Annotated in this window: 19 protein-coding genes; 7 read left to right on the top strand and 12 right to left on the bottom strand. The window is 47.0% G+C overall.

Going from position 1 to position 16,877, the window contains the following annotated elements:
* Positions 1 to 395: 395 nt before the first annotated feature.
* The 5 genes from C7R73_RS13435 (at position 396) to mscL (ending at position 5,353) form a co-directional block, all read left to right on the top strand.
* Positions 396 to 1,241, top strand: coding sequence for a Cof-type HAD-IIB family hydrolase (locus tag C7R73_RS13435; RefSeq protein ID WP_106450988.1), 846 nt, complete (start codon positions 396 to 398; stop codon positions 1,239 to 1,241).
* 321 nt (positions 1,242 to 1,562) lie between these two features.
* Entirely contained in the window at positions 1,563 to 2,369 is an 807-nt protein-coding gene (gene proB / locus C7R73_RS13430) for a glutamate 5-kinase (RefSeq protein ID WP_414718274.1), read from the top strand.
* Positions 2,370 to 2,382: 13 nt separating this feature from the next.
* A complete protein-coding gene (locus tag C7R73_RS13425) occupies positions 2,383 to 3,633 on the top strand; it encodes a glutamate-5-semialdehyde dehydrogenase (protein WP_106450986.1) in 1,251 nt (416 codons plus the stop codon).
* A 100-nt stretch (positions 3,634 to 3,733) separates the two neighbouring features.
* Positions 3,734 to 4,867 carry an NAD(P)/FAD-dependent oxidoreductase gene (locus C7R73_RS13420; RefSeq protein WP_106450985.1) on the top strand — a complete coding sequence of 378 codons (1,134 nt, stop codon included), beginning with the start codon at positions 3,734 to 3,736 and terminating at the stop codon, positions 4,865 to 4,867.
* Positions 4,868 to 4,957: 90 nt separating this feature from the next.
* Complete coding sequence (gene mscL, locus C7R73_RS13415; RefSeq protein WP_106450984.1) at positions 4,958 to 5,353, top strand: large conductance mechanosensitive channel protein MscL; 396 nt, start codon at positions 4,958 to 4,960, stop codon at positions 5,351 to 5,353.
* A gap of 130 nt (positions 5,354 to 5,483) precedes the next feature.
* On the opposite strand, the gene C7R73_RS13410 is transcribed toward mscL, so the two are convergent.
* From C7R73_RS13410 to C7R73_RS13380, 7 genes are all read right to left on the bottom strand, one after another.
* Entirely contained in the window at positions 5,484 to 5,933 is a 450-nt protein-coding gene (locus tag C7R73_RS13410; protein WP_106450983.1) for a PTS sugar transporter subunit IIA, read from the bottom strand.
* Between the two features lie 36 nt (positions 5,934 to 5,969).
* Positions 5,970 to 6,851 carry a hypothetical protein gene (locus C7R73_RS13405; RefSeq protein ID WP_106450982.1) on the bottom strand — a complete coding sequence of 294 codons (882 nt, stop codon included), beginning with the start codon at positions 6,849 to 6,851 and terminating at the stop codon, positions 5,970 to 5,972.
* Between the two features lie 89 nt (positions 6,852 to 6,940).
* Entirely contained in the window at positions 6,941 to 7,444 is a 504-nt protein-coding gene (locus C7R73_RS13400; RefSeq protein WP_086630082.1) for a PTS sugar transporter subunit IIB, read from the bottom strand.
* A 29-nt stretch (positions 7,445 to 7,473) separates the two neighbouring features.
* Positions 7,474 to 8,343 carry a PTS system mannose/fructose/sorbose family transporter subunit IID gene (locus C7R73_RS13395; RefSeq protein WP_106450981.1) on the bottom strand — a complete coding sequence of 290 codons (870 nt, stop codon included), beginning with the start codon at positions 8,341 to 8,343 and terminating at the stop codon, positions 7,474 to 7,476.
* Positions 8,344 to 8,373: 30 nt separating this feature from the next.
* Complete coding sequence (locus C7R73_RS13390) at positions 8,374 to 9,198, bottom strand: PTS mannose/fructose/sorbose/N-acetylgalactosamine transporter subunit IIC (RefSeq protein WP_106450980.1); 825 nt, start codon at positions 9,196 to 9,198, stop codon at positions 8,374 to 8,376.
* A gap of 3 nt (positions 9,199 to 9,201) precedes the next feature.
* Positions 9,202 to 10,305: an iron-containing alcohol dehydrogenase family protein gene (locus C7R73_RS13385; protein WP_106450979.1), complete on the bottom strand. Its 1,104-nt coding sequence runs from the start codon at positions 10,303 to 10,305 to the stop codon at positions 9,202 to 9,204.
* Positions 10,306 to 10,320: 15 nt separating this feature from the next.
* Entirely contained in the window at positions 10,321 to 11,325 is a 1,005-nt protein-coding gene (locus tag C7R73_RS13380) for a D-isomer specific 2-hydroxyacid dehydrogenase family protein (RefSeq protein ID WP_106450978.1), read from the bottom strand.
* A gap of 174 nt (positions 11,326 to 11,499) precedes the next feature.
* Here C7R73_RS13380 and C7R73_RS13375 point away from each other — a divergent pair, with 174 nt between their 5' ends.
* Both C7R73_RS13375 and C7R73_RS13370 read left to right on the top strand, forming a co-directional pair.
* Positions 11,500 to 12,375, top strand: coding sequence for a MurR/RpiR family transcriptional regulator (locus C7R73_RS13375; RefSeq protein WP_086630087.1), 876 nt, complete (start codon positions 11,500 to 11,502; stop codon positions 12,373 to 12,375).
* Positions 12,375 to 13,265: an HAD family hydrolase gene (locus tag C7R73_RS13370; protein ID WP_106450977.1), complete on the top strand. Its 891-nt coding sequence runs from the start codon at positions 12,375 to 12,377 to the stop codon at positions 13,263 to 13,265. Before C7R73_RS13375 ends, C7R73_RS13370 begins: the two co-directional genes overlap by 1 nt.
* A gap of 84 nt (positions 13,266 to 13,349) precedes the next feature.
* Here the strand turns inward: C7R73_RS13370 and C7R73_RS13365 are convergent, their stop codons facing one another.
* The 5 genes from C7R73_RS13365 to C7R73_RS13345 all read right to left on the bottom strand — a co-directional run bounded on the left by C7R73_RS13365 (position 13,350) and on the right by C7R73_RS13345 (position 16,858).
* The gene (locus C7R73_RS13365; protein ID WP_106450976.1) at positions 13,350 to 14,372 is read right to left on the bottom strand and encodes a YdcF family protein; all 1,023 of its coding nucleotides are present in this window, start codon (positions 14,370 to 14,372) and stop codon (positions 13,350 to 13,352) included.
* Positions 14,373 to 14,388: 16 nt separating this feature from the next.
* Complete coding sequence (rsmI, locus tag C7R73_RS13360; protein ID WP_106450975.1) at positions 14,389 to 15,261, bottom strand: 16S rRNA (cytidine(1402)-2'-O)-methyltransferase; 873 nt, start codon at positions 15,259 to 15,261, stop codon at positions 14,389 to 14,391.
* A gap of 48 nt (positions 15,262 to 15,309) precedes the next feature.
* Positions 15,310 to 15,600 carry a GIY-YIG nuclease family protein gene (locus C7R73_RS13355; protein WP_106450974.1) on the bottom strand — a complete coding sequence of 97 codons (291 nt, stop codon included), beginning with the start codon at positions 15,598 to 15,600 and terminating at the stop codon, positions 15,310 to 15,312.
* On the bottom strand, positions 15,587 to 16,339 hold the full coding sequence (locus C7R73_RS13350) for a tRNA1(Val) (adenine(37)-N6)-methyltransferase (RefSeq protein ID WP_106450973.1): 753 nt from the start codon (positions 16,337 to 16,339) through the stop codon (positions 15,587 to 15,589). Before C7R73_RS13350 ends, C7R73_RS13355 begins: the two co-directional genes overlap by 14 nt.
* 168 nt (positions 16,340 to 16,507) lie before the next feature.
* Positions 16,508 to 16,858, bottom strand: coding sequence for a DNA replication initiation control protein YabA (locus C7R73_RS13345; RefSeq protein ID WP_068562380.1), 351 nt, complete (start codon positions 16,856 to 16,858; stop codon positions 16,508 to 16,510).
* Between the last annotated feature and the right edge of the window lie 19 nt (positions 16,859 to 16,877).

Here is a 16,877-nt window from a genome sequence, read left to right as displayed (position 1 = left end):
TTTCAAAGGTCAATCGTGTATCACGTGTTACGTGATTGCTTATTTATAATATCACGGCTCCGGCTCTCCGTCAAGCCTTTTCTGAAAGTTTTTCAGAAACAATATCGGCTTGCAGATGCGTGGATCAGCAACTTTTATATAATATCACGCTCTAAATCGCATGTCAACAATTTTTTCAAATCATTTCAAAGCCGATTCTGGCGGACAACTTCTATATACTATCATCGCAGCCGAATGCTGTCAACGATTCTTTTCATTTTTTACCGAATAATTGCAGATTCTTCAAAAACCCAGGCTCTGAGCAGCCTCTTCTACTGGCAATAATTCTCATTCCATTATATAGTAGACTAAAATATCGGACAGCCACATTTAAGGGCAGAGAGCGAGGATATAGATTGGATAAAAAAATCATTTTTTTGGATATTGATGGTACTTTGGTGGCGGATGACGGTTGGGTTCCCGCATCGGCTGCGGACGCATGCAGACAGGCCCGGCTGAACGGACACGAAATTTATTTATGCACCGGCCGATCAAAACCGGAGATCTATGATTTCATCATGGAAATCGGCTTTGACGGCATCATCGGCGCTGGCGGCGGCTTTGTTGAGCTGCACGATGGCATGTTGTACCACAAGACGGTGCCAGCCAGCGAAGTCAGACGGATGGTGGATTTCTTCAATCAGCACAGCGTTGACTTTTACTTGGAATCAAACGGCGGCCTGTTCGCCAGCAAGAATTTCCTGCCGCATGTGGAACGCTGCATTTACGGCGATATCGACAACGATCCGGACGCCCGCAGACGCAAAGAAGAACAGCCTCACCCCTTCATTGAGGGATTGATCTACGGCGAAGAGGATCTGTATAAGACGGACGTCAATAAGGCTTGCTTCCTTCAGAGCGACACACTTTCTTTCGCACAGATCAAGGCGGAATTCGAAAACGCCTTTGACACGATCCAATGCACCGTGCCTCAGTTTGGCGATGACAGCGGCGAACTGATGGTTCCCGGCATACACAAAGCGACTGCAATCGAAGCGTTGTTGACACACCTTGGCCTCCCCAAAGAACGGACGATCGCGATCGGAGACGGCTTGAATGACTTGGAGATGTTCGACTATTGCGCAATCGGCATCGCTATGGGAAATGCCAAAGAAGAATTGAAGGCTGTTGCGGACCATGTCACGAGTTCGGTGGACGAGGATGGCCTTCATCAAGCATTTCGTACTTTCGGGCTCATCTGATAACGGCAGCTAAGAATCTTATCCATTTCATAAAATTATCTTCATAGTTTCTTCATATTTGAGATTTATCATGACTGTAGGCCAATCACAAACAATCTTTTTTTAAATTTCTTTACTCCTCCAAAGTAAAGAGCAACTCCTTTAGGGCTGCCTGATAACTTCAGGCAGCTTTTTTTTGCTATATCTTAATTTTTTCGCCATTCCATGATACTATATGAAGTAATACCTCGCTGGATGCGAGCTCTGCAATACATAAAAAAAACTACTCTCTTTATAGATGCAAAAAATCAAATCGTAAACGGGGATGTGCACATGGAACCTATTCGCAATAAAATATTGGACTGCAAAAGGATCGTCATCAAAATCGGCACAAGTTCTTTGATGCTGGGGGACGGATCCGTCAACTACCAAACGTTCGACCGGCTTGCTTATGTCTTGACCGTTCTGCGCAAGCAAGGCAAAGAAATCGTTTTGGTGTCTTCCGGTGCGATCGGCGTCGGGCTCAACCGCCTGAACCTCCCGCATCGTCCGAAAACCATCCCGGAGCAACAAGCGGTCGCTTCTGTCGGGCAATCCGAACTGATGAACCTCTACACCCGCTTTTTCTCGCACTATAACCAAATCGTCGGGCAAATACTCATGACACTGGATATCGTGCAGTTCCCGGAAAGCCGCAGGAATGCCGTAAACGCCTTCGAGCAGTTGTTGAAAATGGGAATCATCCCGATCGTAAACGAGAATGACGCTGTCTCCGTTGAAGAATTGGATCACCTGACAAAATTCGGGGATAACGATCGCCTTTCCGCAACCGTAGCGGAAATCATCTCCGCCGACCTGCTGATCATGCTTTCCGATGTTCCAGGTTTTTATGATAAAAATCCGATGGCGCATCCGGATGCCGTCCTCTTCCATACCATTCATGCCATTACGGCAAAAGAAATGGCTTTGGCCGGCGGGAACGGTTCGAAATTCGGGACCGGCGGAATGGCAACCAAATTGAAAGCTGCCAAACAAATCCTGAAGAACAAGCAACAAATGGTATTGACGCAAGCCACAGACCCGACCGTATTGTTCGATTTACTGGCCGGCAAAGAAATTGGAACCTATTTTGTGAGGGAAGACAAATAGAGGAGGATATTCGATGAACAGTTTATTGCAAGAAATGGGCATTGCCGCGAAAGCCGCAGCCAACAGCCTGAGGAAAGCATCAACCAAACAAAAGAATGAGGGACTTTTGGCCATGGAAGCTGCCCTTTACGCACATCAGGATGCCATCCTGGCAGCCAATGCGAATGACATCACCGCAGCCGAGGCTAATGGCTTGGCGACACCGATGATCGAACGTTTGACTTTGAATCCGCAACGGATCAAAGGGATGGCGGACAGTTTCAAGGAAATCGCTCAATTGCCTGATCCGATCGGCTACGTTGAGGAAATGACGAAATCAGCCGATGGTTTGATGATCGGCAAGCAGCGTGTTCCGCTTGGCGTCATCGGAATCATTTATGAATCACGTCCAAACGTCACAGCGGACGCGAGCGCCCTTTGCTTCAAATCGGGGAATGCCGTCATCCTGCGCGGCGGAAAAGAGGCTTTGGAATCCAACAAAGCCATCATGACCGCATTGCAGGCCGGTCTCGCGGAAGCCGGTTTCGCCAAGGAAACGCTGCAACTGATCCCTGATCCATCCCGCGAACTGGCCAATGAATTCATGAAACTGAATGACTATCTGGATTGCCTGATCCCTCGCGGAGGAGCCGGCCTGATCCAGAACGTTTTGAAAAACGCGACTGTACCGGTCATCGAAACAGGCGTCGGAAATTGCCACCTGTACATCGATAAGGCTGCCGAATTGGAAATGGCAACACGCATTCTGGTCAACGCGAAATGTTCCCGCCCTTCCGTCTGCAATTCCATCGAGACGCTTGTTGTCCACGAAACAGTTGCGGATGCTTTCCTGCCTGTTTTCGCGGAAGCTTTGGCGCCTTATAAAGTGGAATTGCGCGGCGATGCGAAGACCTGCAGCATCCTGCCCGAAGCTGTCCCAGCAACAGAGGAAGATTTCGCTGCCGAATTCTCGGATTTCATTTTGGCGGTAAAAGTGGTTTCCTCCTATGACGAAGCCATCGCGCATATCCAAAAATACAGCACCGGCCATTCCGAAGTGATTGTCACCGATCATTACCAAACGGCACAGAATTTCCTGAACGATATCGATGCAGCTGCAGTTTACATCAATGCCTCTTCCCGCTTCACGGATGGCGGATGTTTCGGCTTCGGCGGAGAAATCGGCATCAGCACGCAAAAACTCCATGCCCGCGGACCGATGGGATTGAAGGAATTGACTTCCTACAAATACATCATCTACGGCGAAGGCCAAATCAGATCCTAAGAGGGATCTTCATCAAAAATGCTTAGAGCCGGGACACCGTTCCCGGCTTTTTCTGTCCACAATGCAACAACCGGCTACCGGAGAAAGAAGGGTTCCAACCATGCAAAAGAAGATTGCAGTCATCGGTGGCGGCATCGTCGGCGCCACCGCGAGTTATTATTTGGCAAGAGCCGGTCACAGCGTCAGCGTGTTCGACAGCGGCAACGGCCAAGCAACAGCCGCGGCGGCAGGGATCATTTGCCCTTGGCTGTCCAGGCGCCGCAACAAAAAATGGTACCGCCTCGTCTCTGAAGGCGCAGCTTTTTATGACAAGTTGCTGGCTGACTTGGCTTCCGACGGCTTAAAGACGGATGCTTATGCACGCTGCGGCGCCCTGATTTTGGGACAATCCGCCGACTACCTCCAGGAGGTCCACCACCGTGCGCTGGAACGCCGTGAGCAGGCGCCGCTGATCGGTAGCGTCGCTATCCTGAAGGGATCCGAACTACAAAAGGCCTTCCCGCCCCTCGTCAACGTTGAACAAGCCCTTTTTGTAGGCGGCGGCGCCCGCGTGGATGGCCGGGAGTTGACGAAGACATTGCTGAAGGCGACAACCCTATATGGAGGCAGCATCCACAAAGAGACCGTCTCCCTCGCCAAGGATAACGACGGCACCTTGTCCGTCCTGACGCAGGACGGACCACCACAAAGATTCGACGCGGTCATCCTGGCAGCCGGCGCCTGGCTGCCTCAGCTACTCCAGCCGCTCGGGTACACGGTCGATGTCCGGGGGCAAAAAGGGCAGCTGGTCGTCCTCGAACAAAACGAAGGCAACGATCCGCAAAACTACCCGGTCATCATGCCCCAAGGCGAAATCGACCTGCTTCCGTTTGGCCATGGGAAAACAATCGTCGGCGCAAGCCATGAGAACGATAAAGGCTATGACCTGCAGCCTGACGCTTCCGTTACGGATCCGATGCTGGAACAAGCCCGCACTTGGATCCCCGATCTGAAAGAAGCGGCAATCGCGGATATCCGCGTCGGCACGAGGGCCTACACTTCCGACTTCAGCCCCTTCTTCGGCAACGTACCGGGTCTGCAAAACTGCTTCGCGGCAAGCGGGCTCGGATCGTCCGGATTGACTTCCGGCCCGCTGATCGGCTATTTGTTGGCCGAATTGGCGCAAGGCAAAGAAAGCAGCTTACCGACCGAGGATTATCCGCTCGCCGCCTACGTAAAACCGACCTGCCGTTAAAAAATCATAAAAATATTATCCATTGCACCACGTATTTTTTGCTATCTCAACAAAGTTGAAATATAATTATCTTAAACGGAGGTGAAATATATGTGGAAAGAATTTAAATTATTCATCATGCGTGGGAACGTGCTTGATCTTGCAGTCGGGGTTGTCATTGGGGGTGCATTTACAGCAATTGTCAATTCATTAGTAAAAGATATCATCACTCCGATCATCGTAGCCTTGACCGGCAACGCTGACTTGACCGGCCTTTCCTTCAAAATCGGACAGGCAGACTTCACTTATGGTAATTTCCTGCAAGCCTTAATGAACTTCCTGTTGATCGCACTTGTCCTCTTCCTGATGATCAAAGTAATCAACAAACTTAAAAGCAGAATGCCTGCTGAAGAACCAGTGGAAGTTGAAGCCGAAGTACCAGTTGTTGAACTTTACCTGAAAGAGATCCGTGATTTGATGGTGAATCAAAGCAAAAAAGTCGAATAGTGCTCAACAAAACCTGCTCCCTGGTAATATACAGGGGGCAGGTTTTTAGATTCCACTTAAAAGTATACAAAAACGAACCCTATAGAGGGCACTTTTTAGTGTCCATTCTATAGGGTTCATTTTATTTTTCTTAAAAAGCGTCGTCCTCATCATCGTCTTCGTCAGCAATCATGGATACATGCCAATCACTGATGCTGTTCTTCCCTTGAGCGATCACAGCTTCGGCAGCTTCTTCAACCGGCGTCCCGATCAATTGATGGTTGATCCCTTCCAACAACATCGGAAGGTTTACCCCGCCAATGATGTAAACAGAATCCTGCAGCGGTTTCTCCAGACTATTCGTCACAAGTACCGATTGGTTGTACGGGCTAGCGCTCACCAGATCCACCAATACGATGACCCCGTCACCTTGGTTAACTTCAAGGATAGATTCTTTAATTGTTGCGCCTAATGCCTGCACGTCGTCTCCCAGATTCAAGTTTGCTGTTGTGATATTATTGGTCGGGCCAAAGATCACTTCCGCTGAATCTTTCAGTCCGTTGCTTAACGAACCATGTGTTGCAATAACAATCCCTAACATTGATAATCCTCCTTCGTTACAGAAAAGGCCCATTTTCTATCTGCACAATTCCACAACTTTTGTAATATTTTCCATACTTAAATTCTTTCGGCCCAAATCCGACTTATCCAGATAGAATTGCGTCTTTTGCTCTTTTTCCGAAGTTTTTGCACTGAAGATATAAGTGATCTTTTCGTCTGACGACTGATGATCAATACCCAATTCCGCCAACTTAGCCTCAGAAACATCATTCCCGATAACATGCAGCGGAGCATCTGCGCCTACGCAATCCAAAAAGAAAATTTTCGCTTTCTTATTTTGGGACGTACGCATTGCTTCCAGACCACTTTCCCCAAAACTGCCTTCATCCACAAAAGCGAAAGCTGTTTTCTCTCCTTTTGCATCACTTATCATCGCCAACATAGCAAGGACGGACGAAGTATTTCGAATCAACGTCTTTCGGTTTGCCGACCCCTTCGCAATCTTGCCGAACAAATAGAAATAGACACCGTAAGCAAGAGCGATAAACAAGGTGCGAACAGAAATCAGGTCAACTGCACCGGATGCGTTCTGCATATAAAAGAGCGTTCCGGCAATACCCACCAGGAGCAACAGGACAGAACTGACTATAATGAAACTGGTTGTCCGTTTTTCCTGTACTTCTCGATCAAATAAAACATAAGGACCAAAATGCTGGATTGGCGTGTCATAATACGTGCAAATGATCTGATCCGCTTTTCCGATATCGCCAACGTAAACGTTCCTTGATGCATATTTTTTATGGCGATTGTACTCGATCACCTGCACATCTTCTCGCATGTCAGAAATATCCGCCACTAACGCTGAGATAAACCGCCGTTTGCTTTTATCAGTACGGCGTACACGATAAAAAGACTGATATCGAAATAGCCAATCTTTAAATTTTTCATTTTGCTGCATAGTATTTGCCACCTGTCATTTTGGTCACTATTTTCCCGATTGAGAAAAGCAGCTATTTCGCAATAACTGCTTTCTCACCAGGAATTATTTTATAAACCGAATTGCTTTAATACATCCGCTAAGCTAGAGCTTGACGAAGATGGTGTTGCTTGGAAATAGATGTTTTCAACACCATAGTCTTCATTTAATTCTTTCAATTTCAATGCATCTGCTTTGTTCAGATAAACTGATTTAGTGACCAAAATATCATCATCGCCTTTTTTAGCGATTCCGCCGATATTCAGATCCTTGATCGGAACACCATGTTTAACCAGATTATAAATTCCGGTCACTGTTTTCGTGATCAGGATAGCGCTGTACTCTTTAAATTTGAACTCATCCCAATAGAATTTGCACTTTTCTTCAGTCATGACAATTGTTTTTTGCCCGGTACGGCTACCCGCACTCTTATATAAATCTTTCATGAATTTATCTTTAGCAACTACATCATCAACTACAAAGATTGAATTGACCCCATCTCTTTGGGACAATGTCAACATGACTTGACCATGGATCAGCCTCTCATCTACACGCGCTAAATTTACAACTCCCATTTTTTACACTTTCCTTTCTTATGACCGTTTTATAGAATACCTATGCCAGCCAGAACAATCAAAATCAACGTCAAGCCCACCAATGCACGCGTTACCTTCAGACCTTTTTTGATGTAGAAGAAGTATACACCCAGAACAACAGCCAGCGGCAACATACCAGGCATGATCTTATCCAGAATTTCCTGAATAATAAACGGACGTCCTGAAATCTCAAATTCTAAGCTTGATGAAACTTTAACATAATTTCCGGCTAAAATCCCCATCATAAACATCCCTAGGATCGACAACATTTCGATAACAGTCTGAATTCCAGCACTATGCATAACACCCGTTGCATTTTTACCTGTCTTGAATGCGCTTCGTGCGAAGAATACACCTAACAATGCTTGGTAAAGAGCAAAAGCGATGAATGGGAACAAGGCGCCGATTGGGCTACCCATTTGTGCCCAAGGAACAGCGATAGCGATAAAAATATATTGTACAGTCCCTGAGTCGATCGAATCACCGATACCTGCCAAAGCGCCCATTAAACCTGCTTTAGTATTGTACATCAGATCATCAGTCATGGTAACTTCATCGCCGTTCACAACCTCTTTGGCGCGTTCTTGTTCCATCGAAGACATCAGCCCTGTGATGACTCCGCCACCCCATGACAGTTGCGTGTTGAAGAACAGCAATTGGCGTTTGTAGGCAGCTCTTAATTGATCCTCATCTTTGTACAGTTTGCGCAGAATTGGCATCATCGCATAAAGGAGCGATGGAGCCAAATAACGTTCGAATGAGTGAGGGATTTCATTTGCAAAGTGCCAGCGTAAATAGGTTTTCGTAACATCTTTAGCATTTATTTCTTCTGGTGCTAACATGTTTTTTTCTTTAGCATCTAGATTAGCGTTTATCATTTTTCATCTTCCTTTCAATTTGCATACTTTTTAGAAATCGTCATCATCGTCATCTTCAAGCGCTGCACTACCAGCGGAAGCAGAAGATGTTTTTGCAGCTTGTCCCTTGCTTAACACGAAAATTGCTGCTATTAAAGCTCCGACAATGGCATAAGTTACCATCGTGATTGATAAGGAAGCCAGCACAACGCTCATCAAGTATGCTAACAGGAAGAAAACCATGTAGTCTTTACGGCCGATAACATAAATCGTTGTTGCAATACCGATAGCCGCTAGACCGCCACCGACAACAGTAAGAATATGGAACACAACCGTACCTTCAAGTGCGGTGATGACATCAGCAATAACGGGTGCTCCAAAGTACAAAGCAACGAATACTAATGGCACAAACAAAAGGAAAGAAGCGATTGTTGGGTAAAGGATGATCGATCTTACGATTGCACCGTCATTCAAGTCTTCGACGGCTTTATCGGTGTATTTACCCAAAAATGTATTGATGAAAAATCTGAATTGGTACAGATAAGCACCCAATAAACCTACCGGTACAGCTACAGCTATCGCTGCTTCAGGCTGCAGGTTACCCATTAAAGCAACCGGCACCGCGATCGCTGCTGCGATTGATGGTTCAGAAGGCATCGTTCCCCCTGGAGAGAAAACCCCCATGTAAATCAACTGAATTGCTGCTGTGATAATCATTGCTTGTGGAACGTCACCCATTACAATACCTGCGATCAAACCCGTCATCAAAGGGGAAAAACGTAACGTTAATGTTGCTCCACCTAAAAATGCACGTGACATGACTGCCCCTACCCATAGTGCAATTAACAAACTTTGCATTGCGGTAATATTTTCCATTGCCTATACCTCCGTATTTATGTATTTTTCTAAATCTATTATTGCTTTTTTTAAGACTTCTTCATTGATCATCATCGGCAACAAATGCACTTTTTGCTTTTTGTTGACCAGTTCGACTATGTTGTTGAGTTCCTCTTCCGCCAAAGGATACTCGCCCATTTCGGTTAATGATTTCGGTAAACTTAAAGCCTCATACATCGGAATCAACTCGTCAATCACTTGCCATTTGTCTTCCAGTGCCAATTGATAGAAAATGCCATATGCCACTTTTTCACCATGCAAGTAGTTGTGGACTCCCGGCAGATACGCTGAAATCGCATCATGAATGGCATGAGCGGCAGTATTACGGGCATATTTGTCGCCAAATCCCCCAACCAGTCCCGCAACCCCGAATATTACTTCAGACACCTTGATAAACTCAGGAGATACCGTTCCATTGCGCATATCCTCGATAGCCTTCAAACCATCTTCAGCGATGACGTCTTTGCAGATCCGCGCCGAATGCCGTGCGAGCATCAAGAAATTATTCGCTTCAAACTGCGGCTGTTCCAATATCATATCGGATTCATACCACTTAGCTATAGTATCCGCGATTCCTGCGATAAAGAATTGTATTGGCGCATCGACGACTAACGTTGGATCAGTGATCAGAAAGGCTGCCTGTCTTTTGTAATGCTCGGTTTTGCCTTCAGCAAGTCCGTTATCTTTGTACATTACAGATAAGGGAGCCCAGGGTGCACAATTACTGGCCAGCGTCGGAACGACACCGAAAGGTTTTTTCGTCAAGGAAGCGACGTAGTACACCAGATCACACAATTTCCCTCCGCCGACGCCGATGATAAAGTCGAAGTTGCCATCGTCGACTAGTTTGGCCAAGCGATTCGCTTCATTATAGCTGCACTCACCGTTGTATTTCTCGTACTGGATTGTGAAGTCCTCATCCAGAAATTCCAAATACGGCCTTGCTTTCTCCCATGAAATCGTGCCATGAACAAGCAGCACGCGTTTCGCACCGTATTCATTCACTATCTCCGGGATCATTTCCATAGCGCCTTGCCCATACTTATAGAATTGCGGGCCAACTTTTACATTTACAACTGTATCCACCTTTATCCACCTCCCTCATGCTGTAATATACGGACTTACTGGTTGCACCACCCGTCGAGGCATCCTCCCTTCCACTATCGCTTCACAGTCAGAAACACATTTGTCTCCCATTCCTTCCAGGCACTCCATTGTGTACGCGGATGTGTGCGGGGTCAAAATGATATTCGGATATGCCAGGAAAGGATGGTCACTGCGTCCTGGTTCAACTTCCAGCACATCTGTTGCATACCCGCGCAGTTTCCCGGTTTGGATCGCTCCAATGATTGCCGCTTCATCCACCAGTGCCCCACGAGCTGAGTTGGATATGTAGACACCGTCCTTCATTTTCGCAAAGGCTTCTTTGGAAATCAGATGGTAGTTCGTTTCATTCAGGCTTGCACAGAGGCAAATGACCTCGGCCCGCTCCAGAAGTTCATCCAATTCGACTTTCTTGCCGCCGAAAATCTCAATTTCCAACGCGGTCTTGTTCGGATCGACCCCCAACACTTCACACCTGAACCCATAATGCAGGATTTCGACGGCTCGGCTACCGATATTGCCAACACCTATGACGCCTACCGTTTTTCCGCATAAACCGTTTCCAATAAACCGCGCTCGATTTTCCCAGCCATCATTTTTGACTTCCTGGGCCGACTCAGTTGTGCGCCGCATCAATGCAAGTAAATTTGTAACATTATTTTCTGCAACTGCGTCGCGCTCAATCAGAGGTGGAACAATCGCGACAATCGTACCATGTGCCTTGGCAGCTTCCAGGTCTATATTGTTGTACCCGATTCCATGACGCGTGATCAACTTCAGTTCATCCTTATGCTCAAAAAACTCGCTAGTGAAAAATGGTGTCACACTCGCGATAATAATATTATACCCTATTAATGATTCAGCTAGTTGCTTTCCTTCAATTGAACTGTCAAAATCGAAACGATCGACCTGTCCGATTTTTTCCAGTCTTTCCACATGTGTGTCGAACATTTTCCCAAAACTGCTTGAATTGACGATGGCTATCTTGTTTTCTTGAGTCATTTCGCTTTACCCCTCCACTTGTACAACTTTATGTCGGCCACATTCTTTTTTGTAATCGTTTTCGTAATTTATATTCTGATTATAATAAATATTTTTTACTTTGTAAAGCTAAAATAAAAAATATTTATTACTAATCGCGAATATGCTATACTATTCCCAAGGAGGTGCTCATATATGTCAAAAAATTATATCCAAATGATCCTGAAACCACACTACGAAACTTTTTCAGCCACTGAATTAAAAATTGCCGACTATTTCGTGAGCTTGGGCATGGACCTAGTGAACAAAACATTATCCAATCTTGCAGAAGAAACAGATTTTTCAGAATCGACGATTTTTAAATTCGTGAAAAGAATAGGCTTCAAAGGCTTCCAGGATTTCAAAATCAGTGTCGCATCAAACTATCGTATGTCTGAAGAACGCACACACCAGTTAGCCGTATTTACCGATATTACCGCTTCGGACACGCCGAGCGATATTTCTAAAAAAGTCATTCAATCCTCACAAATTATGTTGCAAAGCTTGATGAGTAAACTATCAGGGGAAGCACTGCAACAAGCTCTTGATATTATCGTAAATTCGAAAGCGCTTCACTTTTTTGGGCTTGGTTCCTCCGCAGTCATTGCGCTCGATGCCTACCACAAGTTCTTGAGAACCGCCATCCCCGTAAACTATGTTTCGGATTATCATATGCAGCTGATGCACACTTCCAAATTAACGGAAAATGATTGCGTCTTCCTTTTCTCTCACTCAGGAAAGACGGCAGAAACAATCAAGATAGCTGAGGTAGCTGCCCATAATAAAGCCAAGATCATCTGTCTGACAGGGAATCCGCCAGGCGCCTTGAACCGATTGAGTGATGTCAGTATCGTAGTCGAAACAGAAGAATCCATTTTCCAGTCCGAGGCACTTTCAGCCAGATTACTTTATATCACAGTAGTGGACATCATCTACTTATCGTATCTCTATCATGATGAGCATACAAATATAGAATCAATCGACACGATACGCGAAATTCTTTCGACAACAAAAATAGAGGTGGATAGATAATGCCCATTAAAGCGATCGTTTGCGACATGGATGGCACCTTATTGACTGCTGACCACGCCATCAGCTCCAAAACCCAGGAACTCCTCTTATCACTCCAGCAAAAAGGCATCACGCTGGTATTGGCCAGCGGGAGAAGTTACTTGCGTTTGATGCCGGATGCCCTAAAACTGAAGATGGATTCCCATCAAGGTTATTTGATCGATGTAAACGGCAGTTCCATTTATGATTTCCATTCTCAAACCAGGGAAAGATTGGGGATAATGGATTCAGAAGACATCCAAAGAGTCACATCCGTCTTCCGCACATTCAATGTTGAGATCCAATTCTCCCAGGATGCCGGCCTGTACACCTATTTGCCGGATTCACTGTATGCCTTAAAGAAGAAGATCCGCGGCGAAATGAGACTGCCCGACGATTATCCTTGGGCCAGCGGCATGTACAGTTGGTTATGCGATATGCGCGACGGCTATCCTGAACAAAAACTGATTCTTGATCTGAACGAAGCGCCAGCTTCTTGCAACAAAATTTCGATCAGCCAAGACCCGCATTTCATGGAGGCCGTGACGCAGTCGTTGCCTCATTTAGGGCTGCATGACGAGTACGAGCTGGTCTTTTCTGATGAACGGAAACTTGAAATCACCAAAAAAGGCATCAACAAAGGCAAAGCCTTGGATACCTTACTGGAAAAACTTGGTATTTCCAATGAAGAAGTGGCGGTTTTTGGTGATAGCGAAAATGACATCTCCATGCTTTCCGACAGACCCTATTCCTTCGCAATGGCTAACGCGTTGCCGAAAGCCAAGGGCGTGGCAAACTACACAACGCCTTCCAATGATGACGAAGGTGTCTATCATGGCTTGAATCAATTGATATCAGAAGGATTACTTTAAACGAGAGAACATAAAAAAGCCGTATACTTGCGAAATATCGCATGGTATACGGCTTTTTTTGCACCGAAATTGGCGCTTATGATATCAAAAATAGATTCTCCACAATCCAAACACCAGCACAAGCGCCAACAACAGCGTATGCCCTTTGATCTGCAGAAAGATGAGTGCGATGAATTCACGCAGAAACGCATAAGGCAGAAAATAAAGCGGCGTCCAGGCACCCAATCCGTCCGTTTCCAATCCCACCCGATGGGCATAGAGGCTGCTGCGGACAACATGGAAGTTGTTCGTGATGAAGAGGCACTTGTAGCTTTCTTTGTAGGCATCCATGATTCCCTTGGAGTAAAGAAAATTCTGGTACGTGTTGACGGACTGGTCTTCCTCAAGGATCACTTCTTCCGGGATGCCATTCTCGATCAGATAACGTTTCATGGCATACGCTTCGGAAAAAGGTTCATCCACCCCTTGCCCTCCACTCACAATCATCCGGCAGGGCCTCTTTTGCGTGCGCTCGGTCTGATGCCGGAAAAACCGGATTGCTCTGTCCAACCGTCTCTGCAGCAACGGGCTGATGCCTCCGCCCGGAAGCAACCCCGCTCCTAGGACAATGACAAAATCTTTATCGAGGGCAACCGGAATGAGGCCGTAAAAGGCTGTCGCGATAAAAAACAGGATCAGCACCACACCGAAATAGATGATGAAGTAGCCCATCAAGCGCATGAAGCGCCAAATCAGGTAATGATGGAACACAAAATAATTCAGCAGGAACAGCAGATCCATCAATAAAATGAAGGTACCCACCGCAACCAGCAGACCGTACCGTTTGGCCCAGCCCTCTTTTTTGAGCAACAGCACCCCATTGAAGACAAGCGCAAGGCCAAAAAACAGGAAAGCGAACGGTGAAATCAAGCCGAATAAAACACGGAAAAGCATCACCGCATAACGGATCCACGCCACTTGGGGCGAGTCGTTGCCCTGCAGCATTCCCACGAAAAGGAAAAGCAGCGACGCAACCAGCAAGTAGCTTTGGAATTGCCTGTTTCTCCCCATCGATCGGAGCTTCAGACCACCGCCAAACGAGAATGCGCTCAATAAATAGAATAGCAACGGTCATCCCTCCTGTTTAAAAGCCGTGGAAAGCTTGGTAAACTTCCTGTTTCTTCAGATCCCTGATTTTTGCAGTCTCTTTGATCGCATCTTTGGAAGAAAGCCCCTGTTCCGTCATCAACTTTTCCACCAATTCGGCGACGCTGAGGTCATCAAATGTCTGTTCAACAGGCATTTCCGGGTTATCATTGCCGGCTATCATCAGGCAGATTTCCCCTCTGATTTCCGTTTCTTCGGCCCAAGCAGCCAATTCTTCCGCCGAACCCCGGATGAACTCCTCAAAGCGTTTCGTCAATTCGCGGCAGATGACGACTTGGCGCTCCGCCCCCATCACGGTTGCGATATTTTTGAGCAGCTCCTTCAGCCGGTAAGGCGACTCATAGAAAATCATCGTCTCTTCCCTGTTCTTCAACGACTCCAACTGGGCAATTTGATCCTTCTTCTTGCGCTCCAGGAAGCCGAAAAAGTAAAACGGCTGCGGCGCCAATCCGGAAGCGATCAATGCGGTCACACCCGCATTGGCCCCAGGCAACGGCACAACTGGCACGTTTGCGTTGATGCAAGCGCGCACCAAATCATGGCCCGGGTCGCTGATCGAAGGCATCCCCGCATCGCTCACTTGGGCGATGGATTGCCCGCCAAGGAGTCTTTCCACCAATTGCGGAATGCGCTCTTGCGTATTGTGCTCGTGAAAGCTGATCTGGGGAGTATCCACTTCGAAATGCGTCAACAGTTTCCGCGTGTTGCGCGTGTCCTCAGCCGCAATCAGATCCACTTCGCGCAGTATCTTTATGGCACGGAAGGTCATATCTTCCAGATTGCCGATTGGAGTCGGCACTAAATAAAGCGTTCCGCTCTCGTGCTGTTCATAACTTTTTTGCAGTTGCATCTTTGTTCTCCTCTGATTTCGATTCATTTTGGTGGCTCTGGCGACCTGCTAAATCCCGCTCGGTTCCGAACCTGGCAGCTGGGTACAGCGCACCTTCAAAAAATTCTCTTTCTGCTTGCGGTTCAGCTTCTTGAATGCCGCCTCCGCTTTGGTCGCTTCCGTTCTGGTATTGAAGACTTCCTTATAGATCATTTGTACAGGGCGGCGGGCCTTGGTATATTTGCTGCCGATGCCTTTGTTGTGCTCCTGTTCGCGCCGAAGCGTGTCCGTCGTGTAGCCGGCATAAAAAGAGTCATCTCCGCAACGCAGCACATAAAAGTAGTGCTCACTGCTCGCCATAGAGGGCATCCCTTACCTGCTGGCTGTATTCCCCTTCTTCATTGTACACAACGAGCGGCGGCAGCACACGGAAGCCGTCTTCCTTGCCGTCCTTGATGCCTTCAATCAGGATCATGTTCGCTTCCTTATTCTGTTTCGGGTAGATGAACTGCAGTTTTTTCGGTGCGATCCGGTTGTTCCGCATCGTTTCCAGGATTTCCATCAAACGATCCGGCCGATGGACGAAATAAGCCTTGCCCTTCATCTTCAGCAGATGGCTCGTCTGTTTCATCAATTGGTCCAGCGTCAGATGGATTTCGTGCCGCGCAATCGCAAAAGCATCCAATTCGTTCGTGAAACTGGATTCGGTCAGCTTGAAGTAGGGCGGGTTGCAGGTGATGACGTCGACGGAATCCGGTTTGATGAAGCGGGTCACGTCGTTCACATCCGCGTGCAGGAAGGAGACCTTCTCCTCCAACTGGTTCAGCTGGACTGTCCTGCGGGCCATATCCACCAACCGGTCCTGCAGTTCCACCCCGACGATCGGGTTCTTGGTTTTTCCTGTCAGCAGGAACGAGACTGCCCCATTCCCGGCGCAGAGATCGACTATCTTTGCCGGCTTCACGCGCGGCAATTCCGCGAAATCCGCCAACAGTACCGCATCCAGTGAAAAAGAGAACACGGCTGAACTTTGGATGATCTGGATGTTTTCCCGTTTCAGCACATCCAACCGTTCGCCTTCCTTCAATACATTTTCCATTCCTATTCCCCTTTGTTTATATATCATCAAACATGCAGCAACTGAAATAAGCTTCAGCCCGCATAGCCATTGCATTTATCCTCAAAACAGAGGCCAGGACTTCTGTCCCCGCCTCTGCCTATTGTTCATCCATCATTTGTTGACAGTACCCGCAGCGCGGGACACTTCTCAGTTTTTCCGATCTCTTTCGCCGTAGATGACATCGATACAGAAAACACAGGGCTCATCATTCAGACGGCGGGAACCATAATAAACATTGCAGACATGAAAACCATCCTCGTACAGCTTCTGTAAATTCAGACGGGACTTCGACATTTCTGGCTCTTGCTTCTGCGCGTCCTCTTTTTCCTTCGTAAGGAAATCGATCCGATCACGCAGATGCTGGTTCTCGATTTGAAGATTTGCGTTCTCTTCTATCAGGTCATCCATCTTCTCTTGAATCTCTTTAACATCTGCTCCCATCGATGAAATACGGCTTTCCACCCGATGGAATTGGTCATACAAGGCACGTTTATCCATTTTATCCACTCGCATTTTC

Source organism: Trichococcus alkaliphilus (assembly GCF_003008695.1).
GTDB lineage: Bacteria > Bacillota > Bacilli > Lactobacillales > Aerococcaceae > Trichococcus > Trichococcus alkaliphilus.
Note: the sequence above shows the minus strand (reverse complement) of the source record. Positions and strands in the feature narration are given on the sequence as shown.

Bases quoted from the DNA above. Each gene is read 5' to 3' on its own strand.
- C7R73_RS13350 (WP_106450973.1), bottom strand. From the start codon at position 16,339: ATGGAAAATGTATTGAAGGAAGGCGAACGGTTGGATGTGCTGAAACGG.
- C7R73_RS13405 (WP_106450982.1), bottom strand. From the start codon at position 6,851: ATGCAGCAAAATGAAAAATTTAAAGATTGGCTATTTCGATATCAGTCT.
- C7R73_RS13400 (WP_086630082.1), bottom strand. From the start codon at position 7,444: ATGGGAGTTGTAAATTTAGCGCGTGTAGATGAGAGGCTGATCCATGGT.
- rsmI (WP_106450975.1), bottom strand. From the start codon at position 15,261: ATGCAACTGCAAAAAAGTTATGAACAGCACGAGAGCGGAACGCTTTAT.
- C7R73_RS13425 (WP_106450986.1), top strand. From the start codon at position 2,383: ATGAACAGTTTATTGCAAGAAATGGGCATTGCCGCGAAAGCCGCAGCC.
- C7R73_RS13380 (WP_106450978.1), bottom strand. From the start codon at position 11,325: ATGACTCAAGAAAACAAGATAGCCATCGTCAATTCAAGCAGTTTTGGG.
- C7R73_RS13355 (WP_106450974.1), bottom strand. From the start codon at position 15,600: ATGGCGAGCAGTGAGCACTACTTTTATGTGCTGCGTTGCGGAGATGAC.
- C7R73_RS13420 (WP_106450985.1), top strand. From the start codon at position 3,734: ATGCAAAAGAAGATTGCAGTCATCGGTGGCGGCATCGTCGGCGCCACC.
- C7R73_RS13410 (WP_106450983.1), bottom strand. From the start codon at position 5,933: ATGTTAGGGATTGTTATTGCAACACATGGTTCGTTAAGCAACGGACTG.
- C7R73_RS13370 (WP_106450977.1), top strand. From the start codon at position 12,375: ATGCCCATTAAAGCGATCGTTTGCGACATGGATGGCACCTTATTGACT.
- C7R73_RS13395 (WP_106450981.1), bottom strand. From the start codon at position 8,343: ATGATAAACGCTAATCTAGATGCTAAAGAAAAAAACATGTTAGCACCA.
- C7R73_RS13345 (WP_068562380.1), bottom strand. From the start codon at position 16,858: ATGGATAAACGTGCCTTGTATGACCAATTCCATCGGGTGGAAAGCCGT.
- C7R73_RS13390 (WP_106450980.1), bottom strand. From the start codon at position 9,198: ATGGAAAATATTACCGCAATGCAAAGTTTGTTAATTGCACTATGGGTA.
- mscL (WP_106450984.1), top strand. From the start codon at position 4,958: ATGTGGAAAGAATTTAAATTATTCATCATGCGTGGGAACGTGCTTGAT.
- C7R73_RS13375 (WP_086630087.1), top strand. From the start codon at position 11,500: ATGTCAAAAAATTATATCCAAATGATCCTGAAACCACACTACGAAACT.